We start from the raw sequence: 25558 nt of genomic DNA on the forward strand, positions 1-25558 counted from the left end.
TGTCCTCTTTGATTTCTAGAGCTTTTTCGTGTTGTCGTCGAGCGTGCGGTCGATATAGAGGTGCTGGGGATCGACCTCCACCTTGTCGGGCTCGGCGCTGTCCGTTTCTAAGACGACACGCCCGGGCTCGGATGTGACAGTCTTCACAGGGAGCGCCTGCTCTTTTTTCCAGAGCCCGAACCCAAACCCCGTGGCGGGGCCGGCATCGGTCTCGTTGCCCTTGCCATCGGCGTACTTCTTGACAGCGGTGTAGGTGACAGTCACGCGCCACTTGCCGCCGACCTTCTCCTTCTTGGCATCGGTGAGGCGCAGGTCGTAGAGGGTGATCTTTTCAAAGAGATCGCTCAGATAGGCCTGGTCGGTCGAGGGCGTGGCGGCGCGCAGGGTCTCCATCAGCTCCAGCGCCGTCGTGTAGGGCGGCTCCTGGAACGCGGTCTTCTTCACAAAGCCGGCCAGTGCGGCGTTGAGGGTTCCCTCCCCGATTCTGTCGGCGAGGGCGCAGAAGGCGATCGCGCCCTTGGGGTAGTGGATGTACTGCTGGTGCTGCATGGTCGTCAGCGGGTTCTCCTCCTCGCGCTCGGAGCCGCGACCGCGCAGATAGCGGTCCATGTCCAGCTTGAGGAAGCGTGCCAGTGCCTCTTTGCCGTAGGCCTTTTTGAGGGTCTGGAGCGCACTGTACTCCGCGAGCGACTCGGAGAGCAGCTCACTGCCCGCGACATTGCCCCCGAGTACCTGGTGCGCCCACCACTGGTGCGCCACCTCATGGGCCGTGACATAGAACGGGATATCCAGCGCGTCTTTCTCCGTTCCCACCTTGAGGATAAACCCGATTCCCTCAGAGTAGGGCACGGTGTTGGGGAACGACTGCGCAAACTGCTGGTAGGCCGGGAACTCCAGGATGCGCAGCTGGCGGAACTGGTAGGGGCTGAAGTTCTCGGAGCAGTAGCTCAGGGCGGCCTTGGCCCCCGCCATCATCCGCTCCAGGTTGTACTCATGGCCGGGGTGGTAGAAGATCTCCAGCGCCACTTTCTTACCGTCTTTGCCCACCCACTGGTCGCGCTTGACCGCATAGCGTGCCGAGACAAAGGTGACAAAGTGACGGATGGGCGCGTCCATCTTGTAGCGGAAGCAGCGGCGCCCGTCCTCGCTCCACTCTTTCTCTAGGTAGCCAGGGGCGATCGCGGTTTGATCTGGCGCGGTGCGGACGGTCGCGGCAAAGCTCACCCAGTCGGCATCGGGGCCGATATAGGTGTTCTTTCGCGCCTCTTGGTCGCTGGCAGGGGCCATACGCGCCTTGGGGGCCAGCTTCTGCCGCCGTCGCTCGGACTCGTCGCTGAGCTCCGCCTCTGTCTGGTAGCCAAGCTGAGGGCAGGGCATGGTGACAAAGGCTCCGTTGGCCGCGATCGCCGTGTTGGGCTCACCGTTGGAGAAGCCGACTTTGTCGTAGGCGAGGGTGAAGGCGAGAGTCGTGGTCGCGCCCGGTGCGAGCGGCTGGGCGAGGGTGAGGGTGCGGAACCCACGGTCCTTGTCCGTGATCCCCGGTGTCGCAGGGGCTCCGAGAGTGAGCGCCTTGACCGTTAGGTCCGGGTCGGTCTGGACCACCAGCTCCGTCACGGGCTTGTCGGTCTTGTTCTTGAGCGTAAAGACTCCCTTGGACTCCCACTGCCCACGCTCGGGCCAGAGGGTGACATCTAGCTCCACATCGGTGATGCGGGGCTGGGGGATTTTCTCGTAGCGCGCCTTGTACTTCTGCTCAAACTCCACCCGGAGCTTGGTCTGCTCCTTCTCAGGGCGGTAGGTATGGCGGAGATTGGTATTGACAAAGATCCACCCCCCGATCGCCACAAAGCCCGCCGCACACGCCGCCGCGATAGCCCGCGCCGCGGGGGGAAGCTGCCCCACCTGCCAGCGCAGCGCCAGGCGGTCGTCCTTGCCCCGCACCCAGAGCTTGATGGCGACGATAACTAATAGCACCGATGCCAGCAGCCAGTAGCTTGCAAACCAGAACACCGGCTGGACAAACGGCCCAAAGCCATTCATGTCCGAGAGCTTGACCGTGGGAATGTCCCCGAAGAGATAGAGCTTGTGGTCGAGGCCCATGCTGGGAAGCGCCTGGGTGGCGATAAAGCTCACCAGCACCAGCGTGTGGCCCAGAAACTTCTGGTTGACCACGGTATGGACAAAGAACGCCAGCGCGGTCAGGCAGACCAGGGTGGGGTAGATCGTCCCAAAGAGGTAGGAGACATACAGCCCCAGCTCAAAGTGGAAGTAGCCCTTGGCCGCCTGCACGGCGACCCCCGCGACAATCAGCCCGCCGGTGAGGAGCGCGAGCACCAGAAGTAGCGCCATAAACTTGGCCAGCGCGACCCGGTAGGTGGGCACAGGCAGGGCATCGGCGATCTGGTCCAGCTTGACGGTGCGCTCGCGCCAGGCGAGCTCTCCGGCGTAGAAGGTGATGAGGATCAGAAAGAACAGCATGAACGAGCCGCTGACCTGCTCGACCATGACACGGGTGACCGGGTAGATGGTGTTGTCGAGGAGCTTGTCGGCCATCCAGGCGTTGGTGATGAGCAGCAGCATTCCGGCGGCAGCGATCACCAGAAACGGGACACTGCGGACGATGTCGCGGAAGTAGAAGCGCAGGAGGGCGGTGAAGCCGCTTGGCATCCCTCCAGACATCCCTCCCCCCGGCCCCCTCCCTTCGCTCTGTTTCCCGCTTCGCGGGGACGAAGGGAGGGGGAGTTCTGAGGAGGTGGGTGGGAGGGGCTTTTTGCGGATCGTCATGGCTCGGGCGGAGAACTGGAAGAGGCGGAAGCCGACCATGAGGAGCGTGGCGGCCACTGCGAGCCAGAGCAGGCGGTTGTAGAGGAGGGCGCCCGTGAGTGGGAGGAGCTGCGTGTTCTTCTCCGCCAGGGTCCAGTAGCGCGTGACCACGCCCGTCGAGGCCAGCCCGAAGGGGTCGAAGAGCGAGGCGAGCATTCGGTTCTCGACCGAGCCCAGCAGCGCTAGCGCGATCGCCCAGCCGACAAAGACCAGCACGCCCTGGAGATAGATCGCCAGCAGGCTGCGGGTCAGGGTGCCAAAGACAAAGAACAGGGCCGAGAGAAAGAGCACATTGGGGAGCAGGATGGTGAAAAAGACATTGACATAGCTCTCCAAGCGGAACGGCCCGAGGCTCGCCTTATCCACCCAGGGCATGGCGGTGCCAAAGAGGACCCCAAAGAGCAGCCCGGAGAAGACAAAGAGTGTGATGGTCAAGGCGCCTAGATACCGCCCGAAGAAGTACGATGCGCGGCTCAGGCGTGTGGTGAAGAAGAGCTCGTGGGCCTGCGCCTCGAAGTCGCGGTAGATCGCGGTGCCGACCAGGGCGCTGGCGATCACGGCACCGAACGCGCCCATGATCCCGACAATCTGGCTCAGGACAATCGGGGCGTTGACCTTGACTTGCCCATCGCCGCCGCCTATCTTGACCGCATCGGTGGTGACAAAGAGAAAGGTCAGCAGGAAGAGCACAAGAAAGAAGAGGTAGGTCGAGACCTGGCGCAGGCGGAAGCGCAGCTCGAAGAGATAGACAGCTCGCATGGCGCTACGCCTCCCCGACCGCGTGGAAGTAGGCATCCTCCAGGTCCGCGGCAATCGCCTCAAAGCCCTCGCCAGGGTCGGTGGACTGGTAGACCGTGATGACCGGCTTTCCCGCGATCAGGCGGCGGGAGATCACCCGGTAGCGCGCCTCGTACTCCGCGAGCTCGTCCTTGCCGATCACCTTGCGCCAGACACTCCCTGCCACCCGCCCGATCACCTCCTCGGGGTTGCCCTGCGCGACCACGCGGCCCTTGGCCAGAATCGCCATGCGCTCACAGAGCTCGCGGACATCCTCGACAATGTGGGTGGAGAGGATCACGGTCGCGCCCTCCCCGACCTCGGCGAGCAGGTTGAGGAAGCGGTTGCGCTCGGTGGGATCGAGGCCCGCGGTGGGCTCATCGACAATGATGACACTCGGATTTGCCAGCAGCGCCACCGCGATCCCCAGCCGCTGCTTCATCCCGCCCGAGTACCCCCCCACATTTTTCTTGCGGGCGTCCCAGAGGTTCACCTGCGCCAGCAAGCCCTCGACAATGGCCTTGCGCTCCTTGCCGTTATGGAGCCCCTTGAGCGTCGCGAAGTGGTCCAGCGTGGACTCTCCCGAGAGGGTGGGGTAGAAGCCGAACTCCTGCGGCAGGTAGCCCAAAGTCGAGCGCATGGCGTCTTTGTTCTTGAGCGTGTCGGTCCCATCCAGGCGAATGCTCCCCGTGTCGGGCTCCTGCAGGGTCGCGATCGTGCGCATCAGCGACGACTTCCCCGCCCCGTTGGGCCCGAGCAGGCCAAAGAGCCCGTGGGGAATGCTCAGTGTCACTCCGTCGAGTGCCCGTACGCCATTGGGGTAGGTCTTGGTTAGGTTCTCAATCTCCAGCGCCATGTCTCATTTACCTCGCTACTAGCACTATTTCCATTTTTGGAAACAGTGATAGCCTCTAAGACAGTGGTAGCTGGGAGAAGGTTACAAGAGCCGCGTGACAAACCAGTAGAGCCCGGCAAGGCCGATCCCAACGGAGGCGGCGCGTAGGACCTTGGCATGGAGCCCCGGCTTATCGTCGGCGAGCTTGGCGAGGGCGGGAGCGACCGCGACAACGATCAGGGCCTGCCCAAGCTCGACCCCGCCGTTGAACGCCGCCAGCGCGACTCCGAGCGCGTCTTTGGGAAGCCCCACCTCCGCGAGGGCACCCGCGAAGCCAAAGCCATGGATCAGCCCAAAGCCAAAGGCGAACCAAGGCCGTAGATCGCGCACATCCCCCCGCTCGCACCGCTCGCGACCCCCTTCGCCTGACCGGTCGTTCCTCCCTGCGAAGGGGGAGGTGAGGGATGTGGGGCGGAGCTTGCGGAGGTTCTCAGCGGCGATGGCGACAATCGAGAGGGCGATGAGCGGCTCGACGATACGCGGGGAGGGGTTCCAGAGGCCGAGCGCGGCGACCGTGAGGGTGATGCTGTGCGCGAGGGTGAAGGCGGTGATGGTCTTAAGGAGGGTCTTGAGGCCACCGCCGAGGAGCAGCAAGCCTAGCACAAAACACACATGATCGGGGCCGCCGAAGATATGCACGACTCCCTCGCGGACAAAGCGCAGAAAGACCTGCCACCGGCTCTCGGGGGGAGTGTTGCGGTGAAGCTCCAGCGCGGGATGGTCGGCATCGAGCAGCGTCTCCAACTCGGACTGGCCGTCGCGGAAGACCGAGACCACGAGCTTTGAGGTGCTGTCCTCAGGGTAGAGCCGCGCGAGAATCTCGGGTGTCTCTACAGGTTTATCGAGTGTCGCCTGCCAGGTCAGCAGGTCATTGGCGTCGTCGCGCAGGAGCTTCGTGGTGGCGGGGGTGAAGGCGCTCCCATCGAGGCGCAGCCGCACGCGCTTGCGGAGCGCGATTTCGACTTGGGGATCGGTCAGGGCGCTCTGCCCCTCTGCCCTTGCCAGTGTACTGAGATGGGTCGTCACGCTCACTGTGGTCTTCCCCCCGCCGATCAGCACCCGCAGCCCCGAGAGCTGCGGGTCGTGGGCCAGCGCGGGGAGCGTCAGGAGAAAAGTGAGGAGAAGGCATACGATCGACGTGGTATTGGCTCGGACGGTAGCCTGGGCGGTAAACGTGCGGCAAGCCAGGACGGTAAACGTCCGGCTATAGGGCCTTCGGCCGCCTCCTCGTGCCTCGTCGGTACAAGGTTTTTCCGAGCGGAGCGAGGCGGCGGAGGCACGACGCCCCCGGGTACCCTTTGGGTGCGGATGATTTCCATCCTGGCTTGTAGGGTGGGCACCACACACGCGTCTCACGGCGGCGGGAGCTCCGTCTTGCTGAGGAGCTTGAGGCCATCGGCGCTGTACTGGTAGAGGGTATTGCCGCGCTGGATGAAGAGATACTGGCCCTTGGCCGCGAGGCTTGCGGGGCCGCCACCGGGCTGGCCTCCCCCAGGTCCTCCGGGACCGCCACCACCGGGGCCGCGGCGCTGGAAGCTGGCATCGGGCTTGCCGCGGAACTTGCGGGGGATGAAGGGGAACGAGTCGGTGAGGACATAGTAGTAGGTGCCCTTGGGGAACTCTGGTGTTACCCCGTAGCGCCCGTTCCAGGGATCGAGGTCGCCGCTGCCCTTCACGAACTCAAAATCGCTCTCAAACGAGCCATCGTAGACCCCACCGGGGCCGCCTGTCTCTGTGCGCTCCCCGCTCTTGAGCTTGTAGCTGGACTTGAGCTTCTTGAGGGGGGAGCTAGCCTTGCTCGCCTCGGCGTAGGCGTAGGGGCTATAGACCGGGTAGCCGTCTGCGGCCCAGCCCACGAGCGCCATCTTGTGGGTGTAGTCGAGCTTCTTAAGCAGGCCCATCGGCATGCCGTGGTAGTGGTAGGCCCCACTCGGCTGCACGTGCGCCAGGTTCTCATCGACTCCCAGCCCGCCGCGTGCGCCCATGAAGCCGGTCATTGCTTCGTAGCGCCACTGGCGGTTGCCACTCCAGAACTCCGCGGTGGTCGGGTCGAAGGTGACACCATTGACCGCGATCCCAAAGTTCTGCCCCGTGTCGGTGCCGCCGTTCTCGTCGGGCTCGGGCTTGACGGGGACGCGGAAGGCGTAGCGTTGCGGCGAGATAGAGTTAGGGTTGCCACGGTTGGGGAACTGCCCGGTGACGTGGTCGGGAATCCCGTTGGCCGTGATGTAGCGAAAGCCCTCGCGAACCTCGATCGAGACCTCGTTTTTATACTGCGGCGTGCTCTGCGCCCGGAGCGCTACCGCGGTCGTGGTCAGCGTCAGCGCCGTGGCAAGAAGGATTGTCGTGCGTTTCATGATGGCTCTAGCGTAGGATACCCGAGTGAAGAAGTCATGAAGGCTTTTAGACCGCCCCCGTGGGAGGGGGGCGTCTCGCTGTCCTCGTGCCTCGGACACAAAGGCCTCCGGCCATACCGATACTATGGGTGCGTAGCGCCCTTCGTGTCGGAGCCTGCGACGACAGCAAGACGCCCCCCTCCCACGGGGGCGACCTAAAACGGGGGCGGTCTAAACGTGTACTCAAACGCCTTGGATGCCTCCCCGTTCTCGGTGCGCACAAACGTAAAGCCCGCTTTTTGGGGTGTTACGCTGAGCTTGATAATCCCCGAGCCATCGAGCATCTTGCCCTGCTTGTAGCCGTACTCCTCGGCGCTGCGGCTGCCACCGCCGCGCCCGTGGCTGGGTTGGGGGACACATTGGTAGATAATGCCGTCCACTTCCTGGTGCGCGAAGAGATGGTCGTGGCCGTGGAAGACCGCGCTGACCTTGTTCTTGAGCAGAAGCTGGTGGATGGGCATGTCCCAGCCGGGGCGTTTTTCTTTGAAGGTATCCGTGCCATCGGCGCTCTTGCCCCCCCACTCCCAGAGCGGCGCTGCCTCCGCGCCCCCACGGCCGTCGCGGCCCAGCCCCCCGACCAGGTTGTGGATAAAGACAAACTTCCACCTCGCCTTGCTGGTCTCCAGGGTCTTCTTGAGCCAGTCGTACTGCTCTTTTCCGAGGGTGACATACCAGTTGTCGATAATGCCATCGGCGTTCTGGCCGCCGCGGCGAGGCCGGTTGGTGGTGTGCCCGTAGGGATCGAGGCCGATCAGGAGCGCATCGCCGGACTCGTAGGCCCAGTGGTTCTCGGGGGCGCTGGGGAAGTAGCGCAGCCGCTCTTGGCGCGCCCAGGAGGCCATCTCCCGATCCGCCCCACGCTCGCCATCGTGGTTGCCCGGCACCATCAGGACGGGCACCTGTGCTTGGTCGAAGTAGTAGCGCTGGGCCACATACTGCGCGTGGGCATCCCGGAAGTTGGGGTACTTGTCGGTCATGAAGGTATCGCCCAGATCCACCATAAAGTCCGTGTCGCGCATCGCGGCCAAGGAGCGCAGGTAGACCGCCTGCACGGTGCCGCCATCGAGGTGCGAGTCTGCCTGGATCGAGAAGGTCAGGGGGCTCCCGGCGGGGCGTGCGGTCACAAAGCTGCGCTCGGGCGACGGCTCTTTCCCGCCGCTGAACGTTACCTGCCAGTAGACCCGCGCCCCCGGCGCAAGCCCCGTCAGCTCCAGCACGACCGGCTCGCCCTTAGGGAACTTGGTGAGCGGTAGGCTCTTGGTCAGCTTTCCGGGCGCACTGCCGTAGACCAGCGTTCCCTCGGAGTCCGCATAGCACAGCACACTGATCGTCGCGCCGGTCTTGGTCACCCGCCCAACCACCATATCGTAGTCATGCGCCGGAACTTCTGTGCGATAGACCACCGGCGGCCCGCCCTGGCGCCGTCCCTGCGGGTCGCTGCTCGCCTCCACCGCATCGTCGCAGCAGTCGTCTTGCCTCTCCCCGTCATTTTGCCTCTCCCCGCCGCTTAGACGGCGACCCTCTCCGGCTTCGCGAAGAGGGTAAGACTTGGCGCTAGTATTATCACTACTCCCCCCCTTCGCAGCGAGGAACGAGCGATCAGCCGGAGGGGGTGGCGAGCCTAAGCGAGCCGGGGGAGGCAAAAACGCCACGACAAGCGGAAGTGCCGCAAAGAGTGTTACTAGCTTCATAGTCCGCCACCGCCTCCTTGACCACCGCCTTGGCCCTTTTTGCGGCCCCCTTGGCCGCCTCCGCCCCCCTTGCCGCCGCGCCGGATATTGGTCTCGGCAGGCTTGCTGGGGTCGTAGCTGGGGTTGACTGTAGCGAACTGGGCGTTGATCTCTTTGAGGTAGTCGGTCAGGCGCTTCTCCAGGTCCGCGCGCTTCTCAGGCTGGGACTCCGCAAGGTCGGTGCGCTCCGATGGGTCTCTGGCGATATCGTAGAGCTGGACGCTGCCGGTCTCGTAGAACTTGATCAGCTTCCAGTTCCCTAAGACAATCGCCGATGCCGGGCCGCCGTTGTCGAAGTCGTAGTGGGGGAAGTGGAAGAAGAGTCCCTCACGGGAGCGCTTGACCGTGCCCGTGCCGCCGGACTTGAGGATCGGAAGGAGGCTCCCGCCCTCGATCCCTGTTGGCAGGCTCTTGAGCCCGGCGAGGCTGGCGATGGTGGGGAAGAGATCGACTCCCGTGGTGGGGACACTCGACGTGCTACTTGCCGCGATCCCAGGGCCTTTGACCAGGAGCGGGACACGGATTCCGCCCTCCAGCACATGGCCCTTGCCGCCCCGAAGCGGGAAGTTGCGGCCGGGGGTGCCGTGGTCGGTGGTGTAGAGGATATAGGTGTTATTCTCGGCGTTTTGGGCCTTCAGTGCCTGCATCAGGTCGCCCAGCACCTTGTCCATGTCCTCCTGCGCCTTGTCCTCTTTGCTGGCGTACTGGTCGAGCTGGAGGTAGAAGGGCTTGCCGGCCTTGAGCTGCTCGGTGATAAAGGCGACACTCTTCTGACCGGTGAGCGGGGTCTGTTCGGTGCTGGGATCGGCGCTATTGTCGGGGCCGCCGTTGTTATTGGGCCCATCGTTGACCGGGAACCCATGGCGGCTGGGGTTAGCCCGCCCGACATGCCACTTGCCAAAGTGCGCCGTCGCGTAGCCTGATTCTGTCAGTAGCTCCGCGATTGTCTTCTCGCTCTCGGAGAGCTCGGTGCTGGTCTGGGGGGCACGTAGCTTGGTGTTGCCCACATCGCCGTCGCGCTTGCCCTCGTTGACAAAGGTCATGTGCAGCTGCGCCGGGCTCTTGCCGGTGAGCAGTGCCGCCCGCGACGGTGTGCAGCGCGGTGAGGCGGCGTAGAACTGGGAGAAGCGCATCCCTCCCTGGGCCAGTGCCTCGAAGTGGGGCATCCGCACGCCGTTGTTCTTCGCGCTGGGTGTCTTGGGATCCTGGGCAAACGGCAGGCTGCTCCACCCGTGGCCCTCGCCCTGGATGACAATAAAGTTAGGCCGCTTCGTCGCGCCCTGTGCCTGCGCCTTCTGCGTGGGAGCGTTGCCCAGAAAGAGGCAGCCTCCCAGCAGAGCAAGAGAGAGAACTTTCTTCATACTCCACAGGATTTCGGGAAAAAATGAATCCCGCATTAATGCCTCGGTGAGAGATGATATTTCTACACCCTGCGACGATAATACAACAGGCAGAGGAGATATTACAGAAGGCAGAAGCCTTATGACAAAGGAGGGAAGGGTTAACGCGAGTGCCAGGGACGATAGCGCACGAGGCAGAAGCCATCGCGCAAGACAGAGAAGCGATCCTGCGGGAGGCCGATCTGATAATACGACTCCCAGAGGCGATAGGGCTACGGCTCAAGACGCGAACCCACAACGGTGAGGTGCGCGACCTTCCCCTCCCACGCGCTCCGGCTGAGCGAACTATCCGCACGGCAGACGTCGATCTTGCGTAGTTTGGTTAGCTGACCATTTTTCTCGACTTTGAAGATAGTCACTTGGTCGTTGGGGGGCGACTGCTCTGGATCGCCGTAGGTAAGGACGCAGGCAAAGCGCCCCGGGGCATCGAACCAAAGCGGGCTTGGGTTGGTTGCAACATACGTGGCGAGAGGCTTGAGGGGAACCAGTGCTCCGGCTTGCACACGGTACTGGCAGAGTGCTCCGTGCGAGCAGCTGATATAGGCAAAGCGACCACTCGGGTGAAAGCGCAGGAAGCTCGGGTGGCTATGTGCCTCGACCTGGTGGGGGGAGAGCTTCTTTAGAGCTGCATCCCGCCCTAGACGCCACTGGTAGAGCTGGGCACGGGAGCCATCCAAGCTGTAGGCAAAGTGACCCGTGGGATCGGTCTCTACCTCCCAGTCGCCCTTCATCGCAACGGTACGAAGGGGGCTGTTTTTGAAGCGCAGTCGTAGGGGCAGTAGGGACGCTGGGGTTTCCATGGTAGCTGCCGCTATTGTAACATAGCGAGTAAAATGGCTATCATGATGCGAGACAACCTCACCCCGGCGCAGCGCCGTGCACGTTTTTTGAAGCTTATCGACCGGCCTCGCGTCCCCCTCAATGTCACGATTGTGGGAAGCGAGAGTGGCATGCTGGCGATCGAGCAAGGGAAGTTTGCCAGCGAGCCGGGTGAGCGCGTCCCGTTTCTGCTCCACCGTCCCGCCGACGATAAGACCAAGCGGCCTGCGGTGCTGGTGCTCCACGGGACGGGCGGAAGCAAAGAGGGCAATAAAGCGCTTCTCACCGAGCTGGCCGAGCGTGGGTTTGTGGCGCTGGCCATCGACGGCCGCTACCACGGGGAGCGGGTGCCGGGGGGAGCCAAGAGCACCAAGGAGTACAACGAGGCGATCTTCCGCGCCTACCAGACACCCGAGCCACGTCCGCATCCGCTCTATTTCGACACGGTCTGGGACGTGCTACGCGCGGTAGACTTTCTGCAGAGGCACCCTGCCGTGGACGGCAAGCGCATCGGGGTGGTGGGGTTTAGCAAGGGGGGAATCGAGACCTGGCTCGCCGCCGCCGCCGATGAGCGCATCCAAGTTGCGGTTCCCGCGATCGCGGTGCAGTCGCTGCGCTGGAGCCTGGAGAACGAGAAGTGGCAGGCGCGCGCGGGCACGGTCAAGGAGGCGCACCTCGCCGTGGCCCGCGAGCTGGGCAAGAAAGAGCTCGACGCCGAGGTCTGTCGGGCGCTCTGGGGGAGGGTGCTTCCGGGGATCCTCGATGAGTTCGACTGCCCGCAGATGCTCACGGCAATCGCGCCCCGCCCCCTGCTGATCCTCAGCGGCGAGAAGGACCCCAACTGCCCCCTGGAGGGCGCAAAGCTCGCCTTCGCCGCCGCCGAAGAGGCCTACAAAGCCAGGCGGGACTGCCTAAAAATCGATGTCGCCACGGGAGTGGGGCACCAGGTGACGGACACGCAGCACAAGCTCTTTGTCCGCTGGCTCGTCACCTGGCTCAAACCGTAGTCGCGCTGGGGGAGGCTAGCCGCCGCCGCCCTTGCCACCCTTACCGGCCTTACCGCCACCCCCCGCACCGCCGCCGGGAGGGCCACCGACACCGCCGGGCGCACCCGGACCACCAGGTCGTCCGCCGCCGGGGCCGCCGCGCTGGCTGCTGCGAATCTCTTCCAGCTTCTTCTTCTGCTCGGCGGTTAGGACCGCATTGATCTGATCGGTGTGCTTGGTGCGCAGGGCGTTCATCTCCTCGCGCTGCTTATCGGTGATGGCCTGGAGCTTGGTCTTCTGCTCCTCGGTCAGTCCAAGCTGCTCCAGAGTCTGCATATTGATCCCACCGCCGCGCTGGCCACCGCCACCACCACGCTGACCACCGCCTCCGCCGGGGCCACCCTGGCCACGACCGCCGCCTTGACCGCGTCCCCCGCCCTGGCCACCGCCACCTGCCGGGGGCTGGGCCGAGGCCATCACACCGAGGGCCAGAACGGCCACCAGAGAAACCATCACTGATCGGGTTGTCTTCATGGAAATTTCCACTCCTTCAGGGTCGTTATAGGGCGAAAAAATGAAGAATTGATGACGGCCTCAGTGAGAGTTTTGCGCCTCCAGCACCGCCAACGCCGTCAGGTTGATGATGTCCTTGACCTCATCGTCGCGCTGGAGGATATGCACGGGCTTGCGCATCCCGACCAGAATAGGGCCAATCACATCGGCTTGGGCGAGCTGCTGCACGAGCTTGTAGCCGATATTGCCCGCCTCTAGGCTGGGAAAGATCAGGACATTGGCCTCGCCACCGAGCCGGTTGAAGGGATAGGTGCCATTGAGGATATCGGCGACCAGGGCGGTGTTGGCCTGCACCTCGCCATCCACATTGAGCTCCGGGGCGCGCTCGGCGAGGATCTCCGCGGCGCGGCGCATCTTATCGGCGCGGGGGTGGCGGACACTGCCGAAGTTGGAGAAGCTGAGCATGGCGATCCGGGGCTTGATATCAAAGCTCTGCGCGAGGCGCGCCGTGAGGAGCGCGATCTCCACGAGCGTCTCGGCATCGGGGTCGATATTGACGGTCGTGTCGGCGAAGAAGAGCACCTTGTGGCGCGTGGCGACCAGATAGACCCCCGCGACATGCTGCCCCCCCGATGCCGAGCCGATGATCTGCAGGGGCGGCTTGAGGCCATCGGAGTAGTGCGAGCCGATCCCCGAGACCATGCCATCGGCCTCGCCTAGATCGACCATGATGGAGGCGAAGTAGTCCGGGCGGCGGATCAGCTCCTTGGCCTCGCGGTGAGTCACTCCCTTGCGCTGGCGCAGTGCTAAGAGGCGGGCCACATAGTCGTCGTGGCGCTCCGAGAGCGCCGGATCGAGGATCTGAATCCCCCGCAAATCGAGGAGCATCGCGGCGGCCTTGGCGGCGATGGTCTGCGCATTGCCCAGCAGAACCGGCTTGGCGATGTGCTCCTCGGAGAGCTGGTAGGCCGCCCGGATCATCTTCTCGTGCTCGCCCTCGGTCAGGATAATCCGCTTGGGGTCGGACTTTGCCTTGTTAAAGACAATGCGCATCATCTCGCGCGACTTCCCGAGGCGCGCTTCTAAAAGCTCGGAGTACTTCGCTAGGTCGATTGGCTGCCGGGCCACCCCGGACTCCATCGCGGCTTGGGCGACCGCCGGAGCCACCCAGAGCAGTACCCGTGGGTCGAGCGGCTTGGGGATCAGATAGTCCGGGCCGAAGCGCAGCGCGTCTAAGCCGTAGGCCTTGGCGACCGCATCGGGGACATCCTCGCGTGCCAGCGCGGCCAGGGAGCGGGACGCGGCGATCTTCATGGCCTCGTTGATTCCCGTGGACCAGGTATCGAGCGCCCCTCGGAACAGAAACGGAAACCCAAGGACATTGTTGACCTGGTTGGGAAAGTCCGAGCGGCCCGTGGCGACAATCGCATCGGGGCGCGCGGCCTTGGCATCGGGGTAGCTAATCTCCGCATCGGGGTTGGCGAGCGCAAAGAGGATCGGGCGTGGGGCCATCGGGGCGATCATCTCGGGGGAGACAATGCCACCTGCGGAGAGGCCCACAAAGACATCGGCCCCGACCAGGGCATCGGCCAGCGTGCGGCAGTCTGTGGTGCGTGCGAACTCCGCCTGCACGGCGTTGGGAGCGGGCTCCCGGTCCGGGCGGAGCACGCCGTAGATGTCCACCATCATGATGTTCTCGGGCTTGGCCCCCAGCACGTGGTAGAAGCGTGCGGTCGCGATCGCCGCCGCCCCTGCCCCACTAAAGACAATCCGGACATCCTCGATCTTCTTGCCGACCAGCTCCAGCGCGTTCTGCAGCGCCGCCCCCGAGATGATCGCCGTCCCGTGCTGGTCGTCGTGGAAGACCGGGATGCTCATGCTCTTGCGGAGGCGCTCCTCGATCTCGAAGCACTCGGGGGCCTTGATGTCCTCCAGGTTGATCCCGCCAAAGCTGGGCTCCATGAGCTGAACCGCCTGGATAAACGCCTCGGGGTCTTGGGTGTCTAGCTCTAGATCAATCGCGTCTAAGTCGGCAAAGCGCTTGAAGAGAACCACCTTTCCCTCCATCACCGGCTTGCTGGCCAGAGCTCCGATATTGCCCAGGCCCAGCACGGCGCTCCCGTTGGTGATGACCGCGACCAGGTTGCCGCGCCCGGTATAGAGATAGGCCTCCTCAGGGTTTTTCTGGATCGCACGGCAGGGCGCGGCCACTCCGGGGGTGTAGGCAAGGGCGAGATCGTGCTGGGTGAAACAGGGCTTGGTGGGCACGACTTCCAGCTTGCCGCGGGGGGCGCGGCGGTGGTACTCCAGTGCCTCGATATCTAGTGGGTTCATAGTTGTGGGGGGAGGGCAGGCCGTTGGGCGTGCCGGTAGTGGGATTATATCGCGGGAACGCAACCTCGGTGGGAGAGCTTTCATGTGGGATTCATCTTTTTCGCGGCACAATGGAGGCTAGTATGCGCGTTTTGGTTGTGGAAGATGACGAGGTAATCGCCGGGCTACTCCAGCAGGGGCTGGAGGATGCCGGGTACACGGTCGTCGTGGCCTACGAGGGCCGCGAGGGGCTGCGTGAGGCGAGCGAGAGCGCGTTTCATCTGATCCTGCTCGATGTGATGCTGCCCGGCCTGGACGGCATGGCGGTCTGCAAGGCGCTGCGGGACCGGCGCAACCGGACACCGATCCTGATGCTCACGGCGCGCGATGCGGTCGATGATAAGGTGCGCGGTCTCGATAGCGGTGCCGATGACTACCTCGCCAAGCCCTTTGATTTCAAGGAGCTGCTCGCGCGGGTGCGAGCGCTCACCCGGCGGGAGCGGGCGCAGAAGAGCAACCTCATCCGGGTCGCGGACCTGGAGATCGACACGGTCGAGCACCGCGCGACCCGGGGCGGGCGGGAGCTGAGCCTGAGCCACCGGGAGTACGAGCTCTTGGTGGCGCTGGCCTCCCACGAGCGGCAGGTATTCACCCGCGAGATGATCCTGGAGCGGGTCTGGATGAGCGAGCCCACGACCTCGAATGTGGTAGATGTCTTTATCAAGTCGCTTCGCAAGAAAGTGGATGAGGGGCACGAGAGCAAGCTCATCCAGACTGTCTGGGGGGTGGGCTACACCCTGCGAGGCCCGGAGTGAGGCGCCTGCTGATCCTCTGGAACACTGTCGCGCTGCTGGTGCTCTTTGGGATCTTCGGCGTGGTTGTCCGCGGGATTGTCCGGGTGGGGATGTTTGGGGCGGTGGACCGGGACCTGCAGCTGCGCATCCGGCGCTTTATCGACTTCCCCCCCCGTCCCGATCCCAACCGCAAGCCGCCCAAAGGACAAGGGGGGCAGGGAGGCCAAGGCGAGCGTGAGCGTCCCGCCAAGGGCCAGGGCGATCCCTTCAAGCCGCACCGCTACGATCTGTCCGGGCGCTCCGTGGTTCCTCCTGGCAAGCACCCGCTCTGGGACGAAGCGGCGTTCGTGCGGGCGCTGCGGGGCGAGGCTCTCACGACAACTATCAAGCGTGACGGCGAGCCCCTGCGCGTACTCTCGGTGCCCGTGCGGGAGGGGGGACAGGTGGTGGGGGTGGTGCAGGTGCCCTACCCCGTGGTCGAGGTCGAGCGGGCGGGGATCCTGCTGGACCAGGCGCTCCTGGCGCTCATTCCTCTGGTCTTGCTTGCCGCGTGGGGTGGAGCGCTCTTACTGACGGGGCGGGTGCTTCGGCCCGTGACCCAGCTCACCCAGGCGGCGGCGACACTGGGGGCACAGAACCTCTCGGAGCGGCTTCCGGTCACCGGCGACGATGAGTTTGCGACTCTGGCGCGGACGTTTAATGGGATGCTGGAGCGGCTTGAGGTGGCCTTTGAGCAGCAGAAGCGCTTCACCGCGGATGCGAGCCACGAGCTCAAGACCCCGCTCACCCGCATCAAGGGAATCGCCAGCATGACCCTGCTGAGCACCGCCAAGCCCGAGCGCCTGCTGGTCGCCCTCGCCGATATCGACCGCGCCGCCGATACCATGGCGCAGCTTGTCCAGGACCTGCTCCTGCTGGCCCGCGGCGACTCAGGGCACCTGGGTGAGAGCCAGAAGTCCCTCTCCGTGCGAGCACTGTTCGAGCAGGCGCAGGAGCGTGTCGCCCGCCCCGAGGCCGCCCCGATCGTGCTCGATCTCACCCCCGCGGAGCTCACTCTCTCCGGCAATGAGTCTGAGCTGCTGCGGGTGCTGGTGAACCTGCTGGAGAACGCCCTGCGCCACACCCCGCCCGACGGCAAGATCACGGTCACGGCACGCCCGGGCACGCTCACGGTCACCGACACGGGCTGCGGTGTCCCCCCCGAGCACCTCGCGCGGCTTGGGGAGCGCTTCTACCGTGTCGATAGCGCCCGCACACGGCAGGGCGGCGGCACGGGGCTGGGGCTCGCCATCTGCAAGAGCATTGTCCAGGCCCACGGCGGCACCCTCACGATTGAGAGCGAGCCCGGACAGGGGACGCGTGTCCTCATTCACTTGCCTGCCTAGAGCGAGTTTGGGACGAAGATAGGTTCCAGAAAGCGGTTGAGGACTGGGTGAAAGATCGGCTCCAGAAAGGGCGGCAGGAGGGGGGCAACAAGGGAGTCTTTGAGAGGCGTGATCTGCGGGTCAAAAGCCGGGGCGGGGTAGTACGCAAGGTGAGGGAGGGCGTAGTTGCGCGAGAGAAAATCGGTCTTGGTGTAGGTGGAGTGGCACGAGATGCAATGCGTGATCCGGCCGCGTGCTTGCTCTTGCTGACCTGCCCCGTCGTAGACCAGAAACTCCCAGTCGCCGCAGGAGCGGTTGAAGCCTTTGTGCCGCTTGATCATGATGGTCAAGAGCTCCGGGGTCTTTGTCTCGGGGGACGAGAGCTTCTCTTTAACCACCACCGCTCCCACCGGGAGCGCGGGAAGTTCTGGGCAGAGGTGGCCAAAAGAGCGGGGGGCTTTTTGGCTAGCAGCATCGAGCGCTTTTTTCCCGAGGGGATTGACGTACACCCGGACATACTTCTTTGTCGTGTAGGAGCTTAGTGTCTCGGGGTTTGGTCGGCTCTGACGGAAGTGGGGATCGATCCTGAGGATCTCTTGCTGGCGCTGGGTTGGCCCAAGGCAGGAAAACTGGAAGGTTGGCGTGGTAACCAGCTCGGGCTCTTTCATCAGGCACAGCCAGGTTTTGTAGCTTGCAATCGGGTTGTCCGGCGCTTTTTGGAGGGGCGTCTGGCTGAACAGAGCTAGGGGGAGCAACAGGCACACAGCGAGCTTCATGGCAAATCTCCTGTGCTCTTCGACGGAGCTCTTGCGCGGTGTGTTCCTCACGGTAGGGTGAGGTAGTTTGGTGGAGCAGAATTTTTTTTCAACCCCCCAACTTTTTGGGGGGGCGTCTCCGATTAACCTGGTGGGGATGCCTGTTACCTCATCCCCGTTTGGATTTGGTCGTTTAGTACTCTCCCGCCGCCGCTGGTTTGGTTCACGAGCCAGTGGCGGTATTTTTCTGCCCGCTTCTAATCCCGCCGAACATAGGCCCAGCCGTCGGTCTGCTTCTTCACCAGCTCGCCAATCGCGGAGGGGACTGTCTTGACAAAGGGCAGGAGATCGCGCTTTCGTAGGTTCGCCCCGTGCATCGTGTTCTCGCAGAGCACAAAGCGCACGCCCCGCCGAGCCAGAGCCTCCGCTTGCAGGTGTATCTCCGACGAGCTACTCATCTGATTCCAGGCGACCAGTGGCCAAGCGCGGCTATGCACCAACACATGAATCTCCAGCCCCTCCGTCGCGAGCTCTTGCTGGAGCACGGAGAGCTCGTCGAGAGTTGTGGTCCACGTAGGATTGGTGCCTCCGGCAATATCGACCACGACCCGGTGGCGGCTCACCTACACTCCAAGCTTGAGGTAGGCCCAGCCGTCGGTCTGTTTCTTCACCAGCTCGCCAATCGCGGAGGTGACCGTGGCAGCGTAGGGCAGCACATCGGGCTTCTCGAGCTTATTGCGCTTCATCGTGTTCTCACAGAGCACCAGCTTCACCCCCGAGCGGATCGCGGCCTCGACCTTGGGGTGGAACTCCACGGCACCGCCTTTTTCGGGGCGCACCAGCAGCGGCCACGCCTTGCCATGGATCACGCCCTCGATCTCGACATTGTTTGCGCCTAGGTCGGCGCGCAGGTTGTCGATATTGCGGAAGACCGCCTCCCACTTATCGGCACCCTCGATCCCGATATCCAAGACCACACGGTGTTTTTTCATTTCTTGCTATCCTTATATTCTTCGTACCACGCCATTTGAATGGCTTCTAACTTAGCTTCGTTCGAGGTCAGCGGGTCGTCGTCGAAGTCCGCCAGTGCCAGCACTCTCTTGTGCAGGTCGGTGAAGCGCACGGTCAGCGGGTCGGTCTCCGGGTCGGCATCAAAGAGCTCGATCCCGATATCCTCAGCGTCGTTCCAGGTCATTTTCATGCCTTGCAGTGTACCCGCCGCCGCAACTTTTGGGTAAAGCGAGCCACAAATCCGTATGCAGAAGCAACTTTCTCGTCGTACTACTTGGCTTCTCAAGACCGCCTACTGGCTGGGCTATGGGAGTATCCCCACGGTGGGGACACTCGTCTACTATCTCTACCAGGCCCGGCTCGCTGAAGGGGCACAAAGCGCCGTGTTTTTCTGTTTCTATGTGCTCCATATCTTTTTTAGCTCCGTCTTGGGCAACTGGCTCGTGGGCACCACGGGGCACTCTCAGGCCCGGCTGCACGAAGAAATCTGGAGACGTACTCCGGGGCTGCTGCCGACATTTCCCGCTCTTGAGGTGGGGAGCGACATGGCCTTTGCGGCTCGGACCCAGCGCCGCGATCTCTTGATTGCGTGGCTGATTGCTCTTGGATTCATTGCCTATAACGCCCTCTCGGCACCGACCTACCTGGTGCGCTCGCTGGTGATGCTGAGCTTGCCGCTCGTTGTCTTTCTCTTGCGAACATCTCCCGCCGAGGCCATCGCGTGGGCAGGTCCTGAGGGAGTTCGGGGCACGGGCAGTGCCGATGCCTGGGGGCCTTGGGAGGAGCTTGCTCGTGTGGAGGTACGCCTGGAGTACGACTACCTTGGGGACCCGAAGCTACTTGCGCTCAGCCTCTTTGATGTCTTTGGGAAGAGCCTTGGCCAAGTCTGGCTAGACACCGAGCGCGCTCGGCGACCCGAGCGAGCCTCACTGGAGCGCTTCTATGAGGCGCTTCGGGAGGAGTTCGCTGTTGAGGTAGTCTCGTGAGCCAGAGGCAAGCGCCGCAGAGGGTGCCGCTCACGGAGCGGGAGAGACAGCAGCTCCTCTGGGCGTACTGGTCGGGAACGGTCCTCACGACTATCCTGGGGCTTCTCCTGTTCCTGGGCTTTCACTATCTCAAGGGAGCCTTCCCGGATGCGCTGCCCAAGTGGCTCTGGACCCTGCTGAAAGACATTGCCTTCGCCACGCCGCTCTGGGTGTTGCTCGCCCACGGTCAGGGGCAGCACCGTGCACGGGCGACCGGCCTCTCGCGGGAGGGAACGCTCACCGAAGTGTGGAGCCGTCGGCCACGCGGCTACCAGCTGCCGCGCCGGGTGGCGGTCGGGCGGGAGTATAGCGCTGTCGGAAAGGGGGGCTTGCTCCTGCTCTCCCTATTTGGCCTCTGCTTCGGGAGTTTTGCCGCGTGGTTCCTTTGGCCGCGCGCTCACACGCTCGCCACGATGGCATTTGTTATTTTCAGCTGTGGGCTGATCGCGCTCGTCGGGCTGGCCGGAATCGCCTACTTCTTCCGCCTGCGAGAGCCAAGGCTCCTGCTCGGGCTCTCGGACGAGGGGCTTGTCGGGGAGCTGGTCCTAGCTTGGGAGCAGGTGGTGCGTGTCGAGGTCACCTGTGAGTTTGACTACCTCGGGCGGGAGACCAAGCTCGGCCTGCTCTTCACCGATAGCCAAGGCGGGCTCCACCCGGTTAGCCTCTCGACCAGCCAGCAGCAGAAAGAAGAGCCAACAACCTCGCTCCAGCTCCAGACCTTCTACGTTGCGCTCCGGGCGGCATTTGAACAGCACGAAAACCAGGGAACCTGAAGCAGTGCGTGGTGCGTATTTACTCCCATGGCTCGCGCCAGGAGCAACAGCGGTGTTGCCGATCCAAAGAAAGGGGGTGGCGAGCGTGGCGAAGAAGAAAGATAAAAAAGACAAAAAAGATAAGAAAAAATAGCCGCAAGCCTTCCCTCAAGCCCCTTGAGCGGAAGGCTTCTCCGTTTCAAGCGATTCCACGTCTCCCAGCACCCCCTCGGCGAGGTGCAGACGATAGGTGGGGACAAGCCGCGCGTACCGGTCGCCGCTTTGGAGAACCTTTACCAGCTCCAGAGTGCCGGTGAAGGCCAGGGGTATCTCGGGGAAGGTGTAGATCAGGCAGGGCTTGCCCGCACCGTTTGGGGCCTTGGTTTGATGCACCTCTGGTTCGACCCCATAGATCACGGGAATTTTGGAGGACCAGACACGCGCTCCCGTCAGGAGGAGGCGCTCCGTGACAGCATAGCTGGCGGTCCAGCCGCTCCAGCAAAAAGACCCCGGTGATTTTGGGCGCAGGCCATGCAGCTCGGGGACAAAGAGAGAGCGTCCTCGGGCGTGGTGTAGCACAAAGCGTTCGCCGCGGAAGACACAGATATCCTGAAGCTGGGCAGTCATGCTCTCTTATCGGCGACGCGTGAGGTTTTACTCAGCACCCGCAACTAGGCAGAGCGCTAACACGTCTTAGTGCAACGGAGTATAATACAAATCACCATGCCTGATGAGACCACGACACCTTCTGCACCGCCGCTCCCGACCGCTGCTTCCGTTGCCAGCGCTTCGTCCAATGCCCCGATTCTCTCCCAAAACGAGGACCAGAAGCTCCGGGGAATCTCCCGCTCGCTGCTAATCGCGGTCGGAGGGACGGGCCATAAGATCCTGCTCGATGTGCGCCAGCGCATGATCCAGAAGTACGGCTCGCTCGATAAGCTCCCGATTGTCTCGTTCTTGCTCCTCGATACCGACCAGGCGATCTTTGGGAAGAACCCCAACTACTCCGATGCCGCCAACCTAGACAACGCCGACAAGATCCACTGCTCCGTGCACGGGGTTGAGCAGCTCCGGCGCAACTTAAGAGAGTACCCGCATCTTAGAGACTGGCTGGACCCCCGGACCCTCTCGGGCGATATCCACCAGGGAGCGGGCGCGGTGCGTGCGCGCGGGCGCCTGGCCTACTTCTGGAACTACGACACGATCGCCCGGCGTATCGAGGAGGAGTACACCGAGATCACCAAGGACGCTAGCAAGGCGATGGCGATCAAAAACGGGATGCAGGTCTCGGAGGGGGTGACGGTCTATGTCGTGGGCTCGCTGCTCGGCGGGACGGGCTCGGGGATGTTTTTAGACCTGGCCTACACGATCAAGGACCTGCTCAAGGACCAGCGCATGCTGGAGATCATCGGCATCTTCGGTATCCCGCCAAACACCGCCGCGGTCTCGGTGGACAACCGGCCCAACGCCTACGCCAGCCTGCTGGAGCTCAACCACTACACGGACTCGGCGTCGGCCTTTACCGCCCAGTACAAGCCCGACCAGCCCGGGATCGAGAACGCCGACCCACCGTTTCGCTACACCTATCTGGTCGATACATCGAGCCCCGCCGCCAATCTCGGCAGCGTGGATAAGATGATCGAGATGGTCGGGCACTCGGTGTTTCTGGACCTGACCAGCGAGTTCCAGCGCCAGAAGAAATCCAACCGCGACAACTTCGACCAGTTCTTGACCAACCCCGACGACCTCGGGTGCGCGCAGAACTACCTGGCGATGGGCCTGGCCGCGATCCACTTCCCGAAAGATAAAGTGCTCCATGCCTGCGCCAGCCGCCTGGCACGCCAGATCCTCACCCGCTGGACCGAGCCGCTGGCGCGTGTCAGCAACGTCGGCGCGTTTGCCGAGCAGGAGATCGGGCGCATGGGCCTCGATCCGGAGAACATCCAGCGCGGTATCCAGGTGGCCAATATCGAGTCCGGCGAGCTGATCCGCGATGTGGCCCTCGCCTACTGGAATGGGGTGAACCGCAGCTACAGCGCCGCCTACCCGGGCCACGACAATGTCGGGGCGTTTCTGATGGCGCGTCAAGAGGAGCACCAGACCCGCTTCACCGACACCGACCCCAACCCCGATATCCTCTCCAAGCAGCGTGCCAACCTTGGGGAGTATCTCTTCCAGATGCAGCAGAACCTGCGCGGGATGATCCCGGCCAAGGAGCAGGCACTGCGCAACTTTATCAGCGAGTGTGTCAACGATCCCAACCGCCGCCACGGGGTGGCCCGCGCCTTCCTGGACCATGCGGTCGAGCGCTTCCGTGCCTACGCTGTCGAACTGGGGCGGATGCGCGACGAAGCCCAGCCGACCATGGCCCCGATCGCCGAGGCGCGCGACGGCCAGGTGGCGGAGATGAACCGGCTCGCCAAGGACGCCATGCTCTCGCTGATCATGGGGGCCAAGCGCAAGGAGATCGACGAGAAGAAAGAGGAGTACCTGACCCGCGCCCGGCAGTGGGAGACCACCCTGCTGGATATCCGCACCGCGGAGCACGCGATCTACTTCTACACCGGGATGCTGGGGGTTCTGGAGAGCCTCAAGACCGAGATGGATGCCTATATCGAGCGGATGAAGGGGCTGGAGGCGTTCTTCCACAAGGAGGAGCAGACCGCAGTCGAGAACCCGGTGGATGTCAATGGCCTGGTGATCTTCGACCGGGGCCAGCGCCAGGAGCTCGAGAACGGCCAGGTGACCTATGTCAATGGCGATATCGACAAGCGCTACACGGCCTATGTCGGCAATGGCTCCGACCCGGGCAACGCGACCGTGAATACGACATCGGCGGATATTCTTTCGGAGCTGGGCACGAGCGGCAATATCTATGGCCTGCGCGATGCCGACCTCAACCGGGTGCGCTCGGGGATTATCGGGCGCTGCCGGACGGTCTTTAAGGCAGTCGAGCAGGAGTCGGTGCTAGATAAGTTCTTCGAGCGCTTCGGGGTGGGCACCGACCGCGCGATCGAGGAGCTGCGCCGCATCCACGCGCTCTCCCAACCCTTTATCCACCTGGCGGAGAACGCGCCCAACTACAAGCACCACCAGAACAAGTCCCAGACCATTGTCGGGGTCATGCACGGCTCCGAGCCCCGCTCCGACGGCGAGCAGGTCTTTATGAAGATGCTCAAGGAGACGGTGCAGGGCATCCGCGACGGCCAGATCACCAATGCGGGCGAGCAGCACCAGGTGCTCTTCCTGCGGGAGCGGGCGGCCTTCCCCCTGCGCCTGCTGGAGGGGATGGAGAACTACCAGTTCGCCTACGAGCAGTCCAAGGCCGCCGGGGCGAGCGCCAACCCGATCCACACGCGAAAAGATGTCAAAGAGTGGCTACGGATCGCACCACCGAGCTTCGAGGACCAGAAAGGTGCCTGGCAGACCTTCTGTGTCGGCTGGGCGGTGGGGGTCATCAGCGAGGAGCGCGACACGCGCTACACCGCCGCGGGTGCGAAAGAGACCATCAAGTTTATCGCCAGCTACCGAGACCGCTTCGGCATGGCCAAGACCGACCCGCTGGGGACCTTTGTCTCGATCACGGGCGATCTGGCCAAGCTGATGCAGGCCGCAGAGACCGAGGTGGAGCAGTCTAGCCGCCCGCCACGCGAGGCCCGCGAGATGGTGCTCCTGCTCTCCGACCAGCGCCAGCTCAAGGAGCAGATCGACCGCGGTATCCAGGCCAAGCTGGTCGAGCTGGGGGTGCAGCTCATGGGCCAGCAGCTCCTGGCACATGTCGAGGCGCAGAACTCCCGCAACTTCGGCCGCGCGATCCTGCGTCCCTACCAGCAGGCCATCACGGACTACCTGGAGAGCATCAACTACAACCCCGAGGCCCCCGCGGTCGTGGTTGCCCCCGTGGCACCGCCGCCTGTCGCCGCTCCCGTGGCCGTTGCCCCCCCCGCCCCCACGAGTGGGGGAGCCAGCACCGGGCCGGCCAGCTTGGGAAGCCTCAAGGAGCGCCTCGCCAACCTCCGCGAGCTGCTCACCGAAGGGCTCATCACTGAGGCGGACTTCGAGGCCAGAAAAGCCGCGATCCTCACCGAAGTGTAGCCATCTCCCCGCGCTCCACGCGACCCTCTTCCCCGGTTTGCTCGCAAGCTCGCGGGAAGAGGGCCTACTTTTCGGGAAGGTGAGTAAGAAAGCCAATGAACCCCGTCGTTCTTTTCTTCCTGGGTATGCTCGTGGGCATCGTCGCCCTCCTTGTCTTGCTCTGGTTCGTGCCTTCATCGGAGTCAAGCAAGCCCGATCCGCGCCCGACTCTTCCACCCTTTCCCCCGAACCCCGTTCCTCAAGGGGAGCATATTCTGGTGGTGGACGATAATCCCCAACTTGCCGACCAGGTCGCTGCCTGCCTCCGAGAGGCTGGCTATGCGGTCGAGATCGTCCACAGCGCCGAAGAAGCCTGGGTTTCGCTGCGTCTCAAGCTCCCCGTTCTCGTCATTACTGATGACATCCTGCCTGGCGCAGATGGCTGGGAGCTGCTGCGCTGTACTCGACGTTCCGAACTGATGGATATAATTCCAGTAGTTCGTCTAGGAGAAAAAGAGCATGAGCGATTTATGTTTGGTTATCCCGGCTTCATGTTTGACATGGAACTTGTAAAACCGTTTGACTGTGAAGAGCTGGTGTCTTTTGTGCGGCGGATTTTACAGCCTGCGTCCGTTGAAGGTGAGCGGTATCGGATCTAGCGAAGGTTAGGAAGCGACCATGGACGAGCGTCTTCTTCCACTCCCCGACAAACCCATCCCACAAGGCGAGCATATTCTAGTGGTGGACGATACGCCTGCCATGGCGAATCTGATCGCGGGCTATCTTTGCGAGGCTGGCTACAACGTTGAGATTGCCCACAACGCGGAAGAAGCCTGGGAATCGCTTTTGCAGAAGCTTCCGCTCTTGATCACTGTTGATGACTTCTTGCCAGGAGTAAGTGGACTCGGATTATGCTATCGGTTACGAGACTTGAGTGACGAGGGAAACATCTGGTCAAATACGATAATGATTGCTGATAATTCTATGCCTGAACATCTCCTTTGGGGATATAGGCAACCTCTAATAAGTATCTATCTTACGAAGCCCTTCAACCCTAAAGAGCTTCTTTGGTCTGTTCGGCGTATTTTAAAAACTTCGTCGAAGGGAGATGAGCGGTATCGGATTTAGAGG

At 63.1% G+C, this 25558-nt stretch carries 22 protein-coding genes; 8 read left to right on the forward strand and 14 right to left on the reverse strand.

Going from position 1 to position 25558, the window contains the following annotated elements:
- Positions 1-15 precede the first annotated feature (15 nt).
- The 7 genes from HNQ39_RS10375 to HNQ39_RS10405 all read right to left on the reverse strand — a co-directional run bounded on the left by HNQ39_RS10375 (position 16) and on the right by HNQ39_RS10405 (position 10821).
- Positions 16-3582 carry an ABC transporter permease/M1 family aminopeptidase gene (locus tag HNQ39_RS10375; protein ID WP_184195008.1) on the reverse strand — a complete coding sequence of 1189 codons (3567 nt, stop codon included), beginning with the start codon at positions 3580-3582 and terminating at the stop codon, positions 16-18.
- 4 nt (positions 3583-3586) lie between these two features.
- Complete coding sequence (locus HNQ39_RS10380; protein WP_184195010.1) at positions 3587-4456, reverse strand: ABC transporter ATP-binding protein; 870 nt, start codon at positions 4454-4456, stop codon at positions 3587-3589.
- A gap of 81 nt (positions 4457-4537) precedes the next feature.
- Complete coding sequence (locus tag HNQ39_RS30550; RefSeq protein ID WP_184195013.1) at positions 4538-5851, reverse strand: HupE/UreJ family protein; 1314 nt, start codon at positions 5849-5851, stop codon at positions 4538-4540.
- The gene (locus HNQ39_RS10390) at positions 5848-6852 is read right to left on the reverse strand and encodes a YHYH protein (RefSeq protein WP_184195017.1); all 1005 of its coding nucleotides are present in this window, start codon (positions 6850-6852) and stop codon (positions 5848-5850) included. Before HNQ39_RS10390 ends, HNQ39_RS30550 begins: the two co-directional genes overlap by 4 nt.
- Positions 6853-7046: 194 nt before the next feature.
- A complete protein-coding gene (locus HNQ39_RS10395; protein WP_184195020.1) occupies positions 7047-8582 on the reverse strand; it encodes a metallophosphoesterase family protein in 1536 nt (511 codons plus the stop codon).
- Positions 8579-9982 (reverse strand): sulfatase-like hydrolase/transferase, encoded by a 1404-nt coding sequence (locus HNQ39_RS10400; RefSeq protein ID WP_184195023.1) that lies wholly within the window; start codon positions 9980-9982, stop codon positions 8579-8581. Before HNQ39_RS10400 ends, HNQ39_RS10395 begins: the two co-directional genes overlap by 4 nt.
- Positions 9983-10233: 251 nt before the next feature.
- The gene (locus HNQ39_RS10405) at positions 10234-10821 is read right to left on the reverse strand and encodes a beta-propeller fold lactonase family protein (protein ID WP_184195027.1); all 588 of its coding nucleotides are present in this window, start codon (positions 10819-10821) and stop codon (positions 10234-10236) included.
- Positions 10822-10863: 42 nt separating this feature from the next.
- Between HNQ39_RS10405 and HNQ39_RS10410 the strand changes: the two genes are divergently transcribed.
- Positions 10864-11847: an alpha/beta hydrolase family protein gene (locus HNQ39_RS10410; RefSeq protein WP_184195030.1), complete on the forward strand. Its 984-nt coding sequence runs from the start codon at positions 10864-10866 to the stop codon at positions 11845-11847.
- Between the two features lie 15 nt (positions 11848-11862).
- Here HNQ39_RS10410 and HNQ39_RS10415 read toward each other — a convergent pair whose 3' ends face one another.
- Both HNQ39_RS10415 and HNQ39_RS30265 read right to left on the reverse strand, forming a co-directional pair.
- Positions 11863-12360, reverse strand: a complete 498-nt coding sequence (locus HNQ39_RS10415) for a hypothetical protein (RefSeq protein ID WP_184195033.1) — start codon at positions 12358-12360, stop codon at positions 11863-11865.
- A 60-nt stretch (positions 12361-12420) separates the two neighbouring features.
- Positions 12421-14673 carry an NADP-dependent malic enzyme gene (locus tag HNQ39_RS30265; RefSeq protein ID WP_184195036.1) on the reverse strand — a complete coding sequence of 751 codons (2253 nt, stop codon included), beginning with the start codon at positions 14671-14673 and terminating at the stop codon, positions 12421-12423.
- A 122-nt stretch (positions 14674-14795) separates the two neighbouring features.
- Between HNQ39_RS30265 and HNQ39_RS10425 the strand changes: the two genes are divergently transcribed.
- The gene (locus tag HNQ39_RS10425) at positions 14796-15467 is read left to right on the forward strand and encodes a response regulator transcription factor (protein WP_184195039.1); all 672 of its coding nucleotides are present in this window, start codon (positions 14796-14798) and stop codon (positions 15465-15467) included.
- The gene (locus HNQ39_RS10430) at positions 15464-16831 is read left to right on the forward strand and encodes an ATP-binding protein (RefSeq protein ID WP_184195042.1); all 1368 of its coding nucleotides are present in this window, start codon (positions 15464-15466) and stop codon (positions 16829-16831) included. Before HNQ39_RS10425 ends, HNQ39_RS10430 begins: the two co-directional genes overlap by 4 nt.
- On the opposite strand, the gene HNQ39_RS10435 is transcribed toward HNQ39_RS10430, so the two are convergent.
- From HNQ39_RS10435 to iscX, 4 genes are all read right to left on the reverse strand, one after another.
- Positions 16828-17586: a cytochrome P460 family protein gene (locus HNQ39_RS10435; RefSeq protein ID WP_184195044.1), complete on the reverse strand. Its 759-nt coding sequence runs from the start codon at positions 17584-17586 to the stop codon at positions 16828-16830. The two genes, HNQ39_RS10430 and HNQ39_RS10435, sit on opposite strands and share 4 nt — an antisense overlap.
- Positions 17587-17822: 236 nt before the next feature.
- Positions 17823-18188, reverse strand: coding sequence for a DsrE family protein (locus HNQ39_RS10440; protein WP_184195047.1), 366 nt, complete (start codon positions 18186-18188; stop codon positions 17823-17825).
- Positions 18189-18557, reverse strand: coding sequence for a DsrE family protein (locus HNQ39_RS10445; RefSeq protein WP_184195050.1), 369 nt, complete (start codon positions 18555-18557; stop codon positions 18189-18191).
- A complete protein-coding gene (iscX, locus tag HNQ39_RS10450) occupies positions 18554-18766 on the reverse strand; it encodes a Fe-S cluster assembly protein IscX (RefSeq protein WP_184195053.1) in 213 nt (70 codons plus the stop codon). The genes HNQ39_RS10445 and iscX overlap by 4 nt, the downstream gene beginning before the upstream one ends.
- A 55-nt stretch (positions 18767-18821) precedes the next feature.
- Between iscX and HNQ39_RS10455 the strand changes: the two genes are divergently transcribed.
- The gene (locus HNQ39_RS10455) at positions 18822-19562 is read left to right on the forward strand and encodes a hypothetical protein (RefSeq protein WP_184195056.1); all 741 of its coding nucleotides are present in this window, start codon (positions 18822-18824) and stop codon (positions 19560-19562) included.
- A complete protein-coding gene (locus tag HNQ39_RS10460) occupies positions 19559-20374 on the forward strand; it encodes a hypothetical protein (protein ID WP_184195059.1) in 816 nt (271 codons plus the stop codon). Before HNQ39_RS10455 ends, HNQ39_RS10460 begins: the two co-directional genes overlap by 4 nt.
- Before the next feature lie 147 nt (positions 20375-20521).
- Here HNQ39_RS10460 and HNQ39_RS10465 read toward each other — a convergent pair whose 3' ends face one another.
- Complete coding sequence (locus HNQ39_RS10465; RefSeq protein WP_184195062.1) at positions 20522-20980, reverse strand: hypothetical protein; 459 nt, start codon at positions 20978-20980, stop codon at positions 20522-20524.
- 96 nt (positions 20981-21076) lie between these two features.
- Between HNQ39_RS10465 and HNQ39_RS10470 the strand changes: the two genes are divergently transcribed.
- From HNQ39_RS10470 to HNQ39_RS10480, 3 genes are all read left to right on the forward strand, one after another.
- A complete protein-coding gene (locus HNQ39_RS10470) occupies positions 21077-24448 on the forward strand; it encodes a tubulin-like doman-containing protein (protein WP_184195065.1) in 3372 nt (1123 codons plus the stop codon).
- Between the two features lie 95 nt (positions 24449-24543).
- The gene (locus tag HNQ39_RS10475; protein ID WP_184195069.1) at positions 24544-25086 is read left to right on the forward strand and encodes a response regulator; all 543 of its coding nucleotides are present in this window, start codon (positions 24544-24546) and stop codon (positions 25084-25086) included.
- Between the two features lie 19 nt (positions 25087-25105).
- Positions 25106-25555, forward strand: coding sequence for a response regulator transcription factor (locus tag HNQ39_RS10480; RefSeq protein WP_184195073.1), 450 nt, complete (start codon positions 25106-25108; stop codon positions 25553-25555).
- The last annotated feature ends 3 nt before the right edge of the window (positions 25556-25558 follow it).

The organism is Armatimonas rosea (assembly GCF_014202505.1).
GTDB lineage: Bacteria > Armatimonadota > Armatimonadia > Armatimonadales > Armatimonadaceae > Armatimonas > Armatimonas rosea.

What these genes read in the sequence shown, in the direction of transcription:
- HNQ39_RS10445 (WP_184195050.1), bottom strand. Translation starts at nt 18,557, where the DNA reads ATGAAAAAACACCGTGTGGTCTTGGATATCGGGATCGAGGGTGCCGAT.
- HNQ39_RS10410 (WP_184195030.1), top strand. Translation starts at nt 10,864, where the DNA reads ATGATGCGAGACAACCTCACCCCGGCGCAGCGCCGTGCACGTTTTTTG.
- HNQ39_RS10395 (WP_184195020.1), bottom strand. Translation starts at nt 8,582, where the DNA reads ATGAAGCTAGTAACACTCTTTGCGGCACTTCCGCTTGTCGTGGCGTTT.
- HNQ39_RS10380 (WP_184195010.1), bottom strand. Translation starts at nt 4,456, where the DNA reads ATGGCGCTGGAGATTGAGAACCTAACCAAGACCTACCCCAATGGCGTA.
- HNQ39_RS10400 (WP_184195023.1), bottom strand. Translation starts at nt 9,982, where the DNA reads ATGAAGAAAGTTCTCTCTCTTGCTCTGCTGGGAGGCTGCCTCTTTCTG.
- HNQ39_RS10375 (WP_184195008.1), bottom strand. Translation starts at nt 3,582, where the DNA reads ATGCGAGCTGTCTATCTCTTCGAGCTGCGCTTCCGCCTGCGCCAGGTC.
- iscX (WP_184195053.1), bottom strand. Translation starts at nt 18,766, where the DNA reads ATGAAAATGACCTGGAACGACGCTGAGGATATCGGGATCGAGCTCTTT.
- HNQ39_RS10435 (WP_184195044.1), bottom strand. Translation starts at nt 17,586, where the DNA reads ATGAAGCTCGCTGTGTGCCTGTTGCTCCCCCTAGCTCTGTTCAGCCAG.
- HNQ39_RS10425 (WP_184195039.1), top strand. Translation starts at nt 14,796, where the DNA reads ATGCGCGTTTTGGTTGTGGAAGATGACGAGGTAATCGCCGGGCTACTC.
- HNQ39_RS10455 (WP_184195056.1), top strand. Translation starts at nt 18,822, where the DNA reads ATGCAGAAGCAACTTTCTCGTCGTACTACTTGGCTTCTCAAGACCGCC.
- HNQ39_RS10390 (WP_184195017.1), bottom strand. Translation starts at nt 6,852, where the DNA reads ATGAAACGCACGACAATCCTTCTTGCCACGGCGCTGACGCTGACCACG.
- HNQ39_RS30265 (WP_184195036.1), bottom strand. Translation starts at nt 14,673, where the DNA reads ATGAACCCACTAGATATCGAGGCACTGGAGTACCACCGCCGCGCCCCC.
- HNQ39_RS10480 (WP_184195073.1), top strand. Translation starts at nt 25,106, where the DNA reads ATGGACGAGCGTCTTCTTCCACTCCCCGACAAACCCATCCCACAAGGC.
- HNQ39_RS10405 (WP_184195027.1), bottom strand. Translation starts at nt 10,821, where the DNA reads ATGGAAACCCCAGCGTCCCTACTGCCCCTACGACTGCGCTTCAAAAAC.
- HNQ39_RS10465 (WP_184195062.1), bottom strand. Translation starts at nt 20,980, where the DNA reads ATGACTGCCCAGCTTCAGGATATCTGTGTCTTCCGCGGCGAACGCTTT.
- HNQ39_RS10470 (WP_184195065.1), top strand. Translation starts at nt 21,077, where the DNA reads ATGCCTGATGAGACCACGACACCTTCTGCACCGCCGCTCCCGACCGCT.
- HNQ39_RS10415 (WP_184195033.1), bottom strand. Translation starts at nt 12,360, where the DNA reads ATGAAGACAACCCGATCAGTGATGGTTTCTCTGGTGGCCGTTCTGGCC.
- HNQ39_RS10475 (WP_184195069.1), top strand. Translation starts at nt 24,544, where the DNA reads ATGAACCCCGTCGTTCTTTTCTTCCTGGGTATGCTCGTGGGCATCGTC.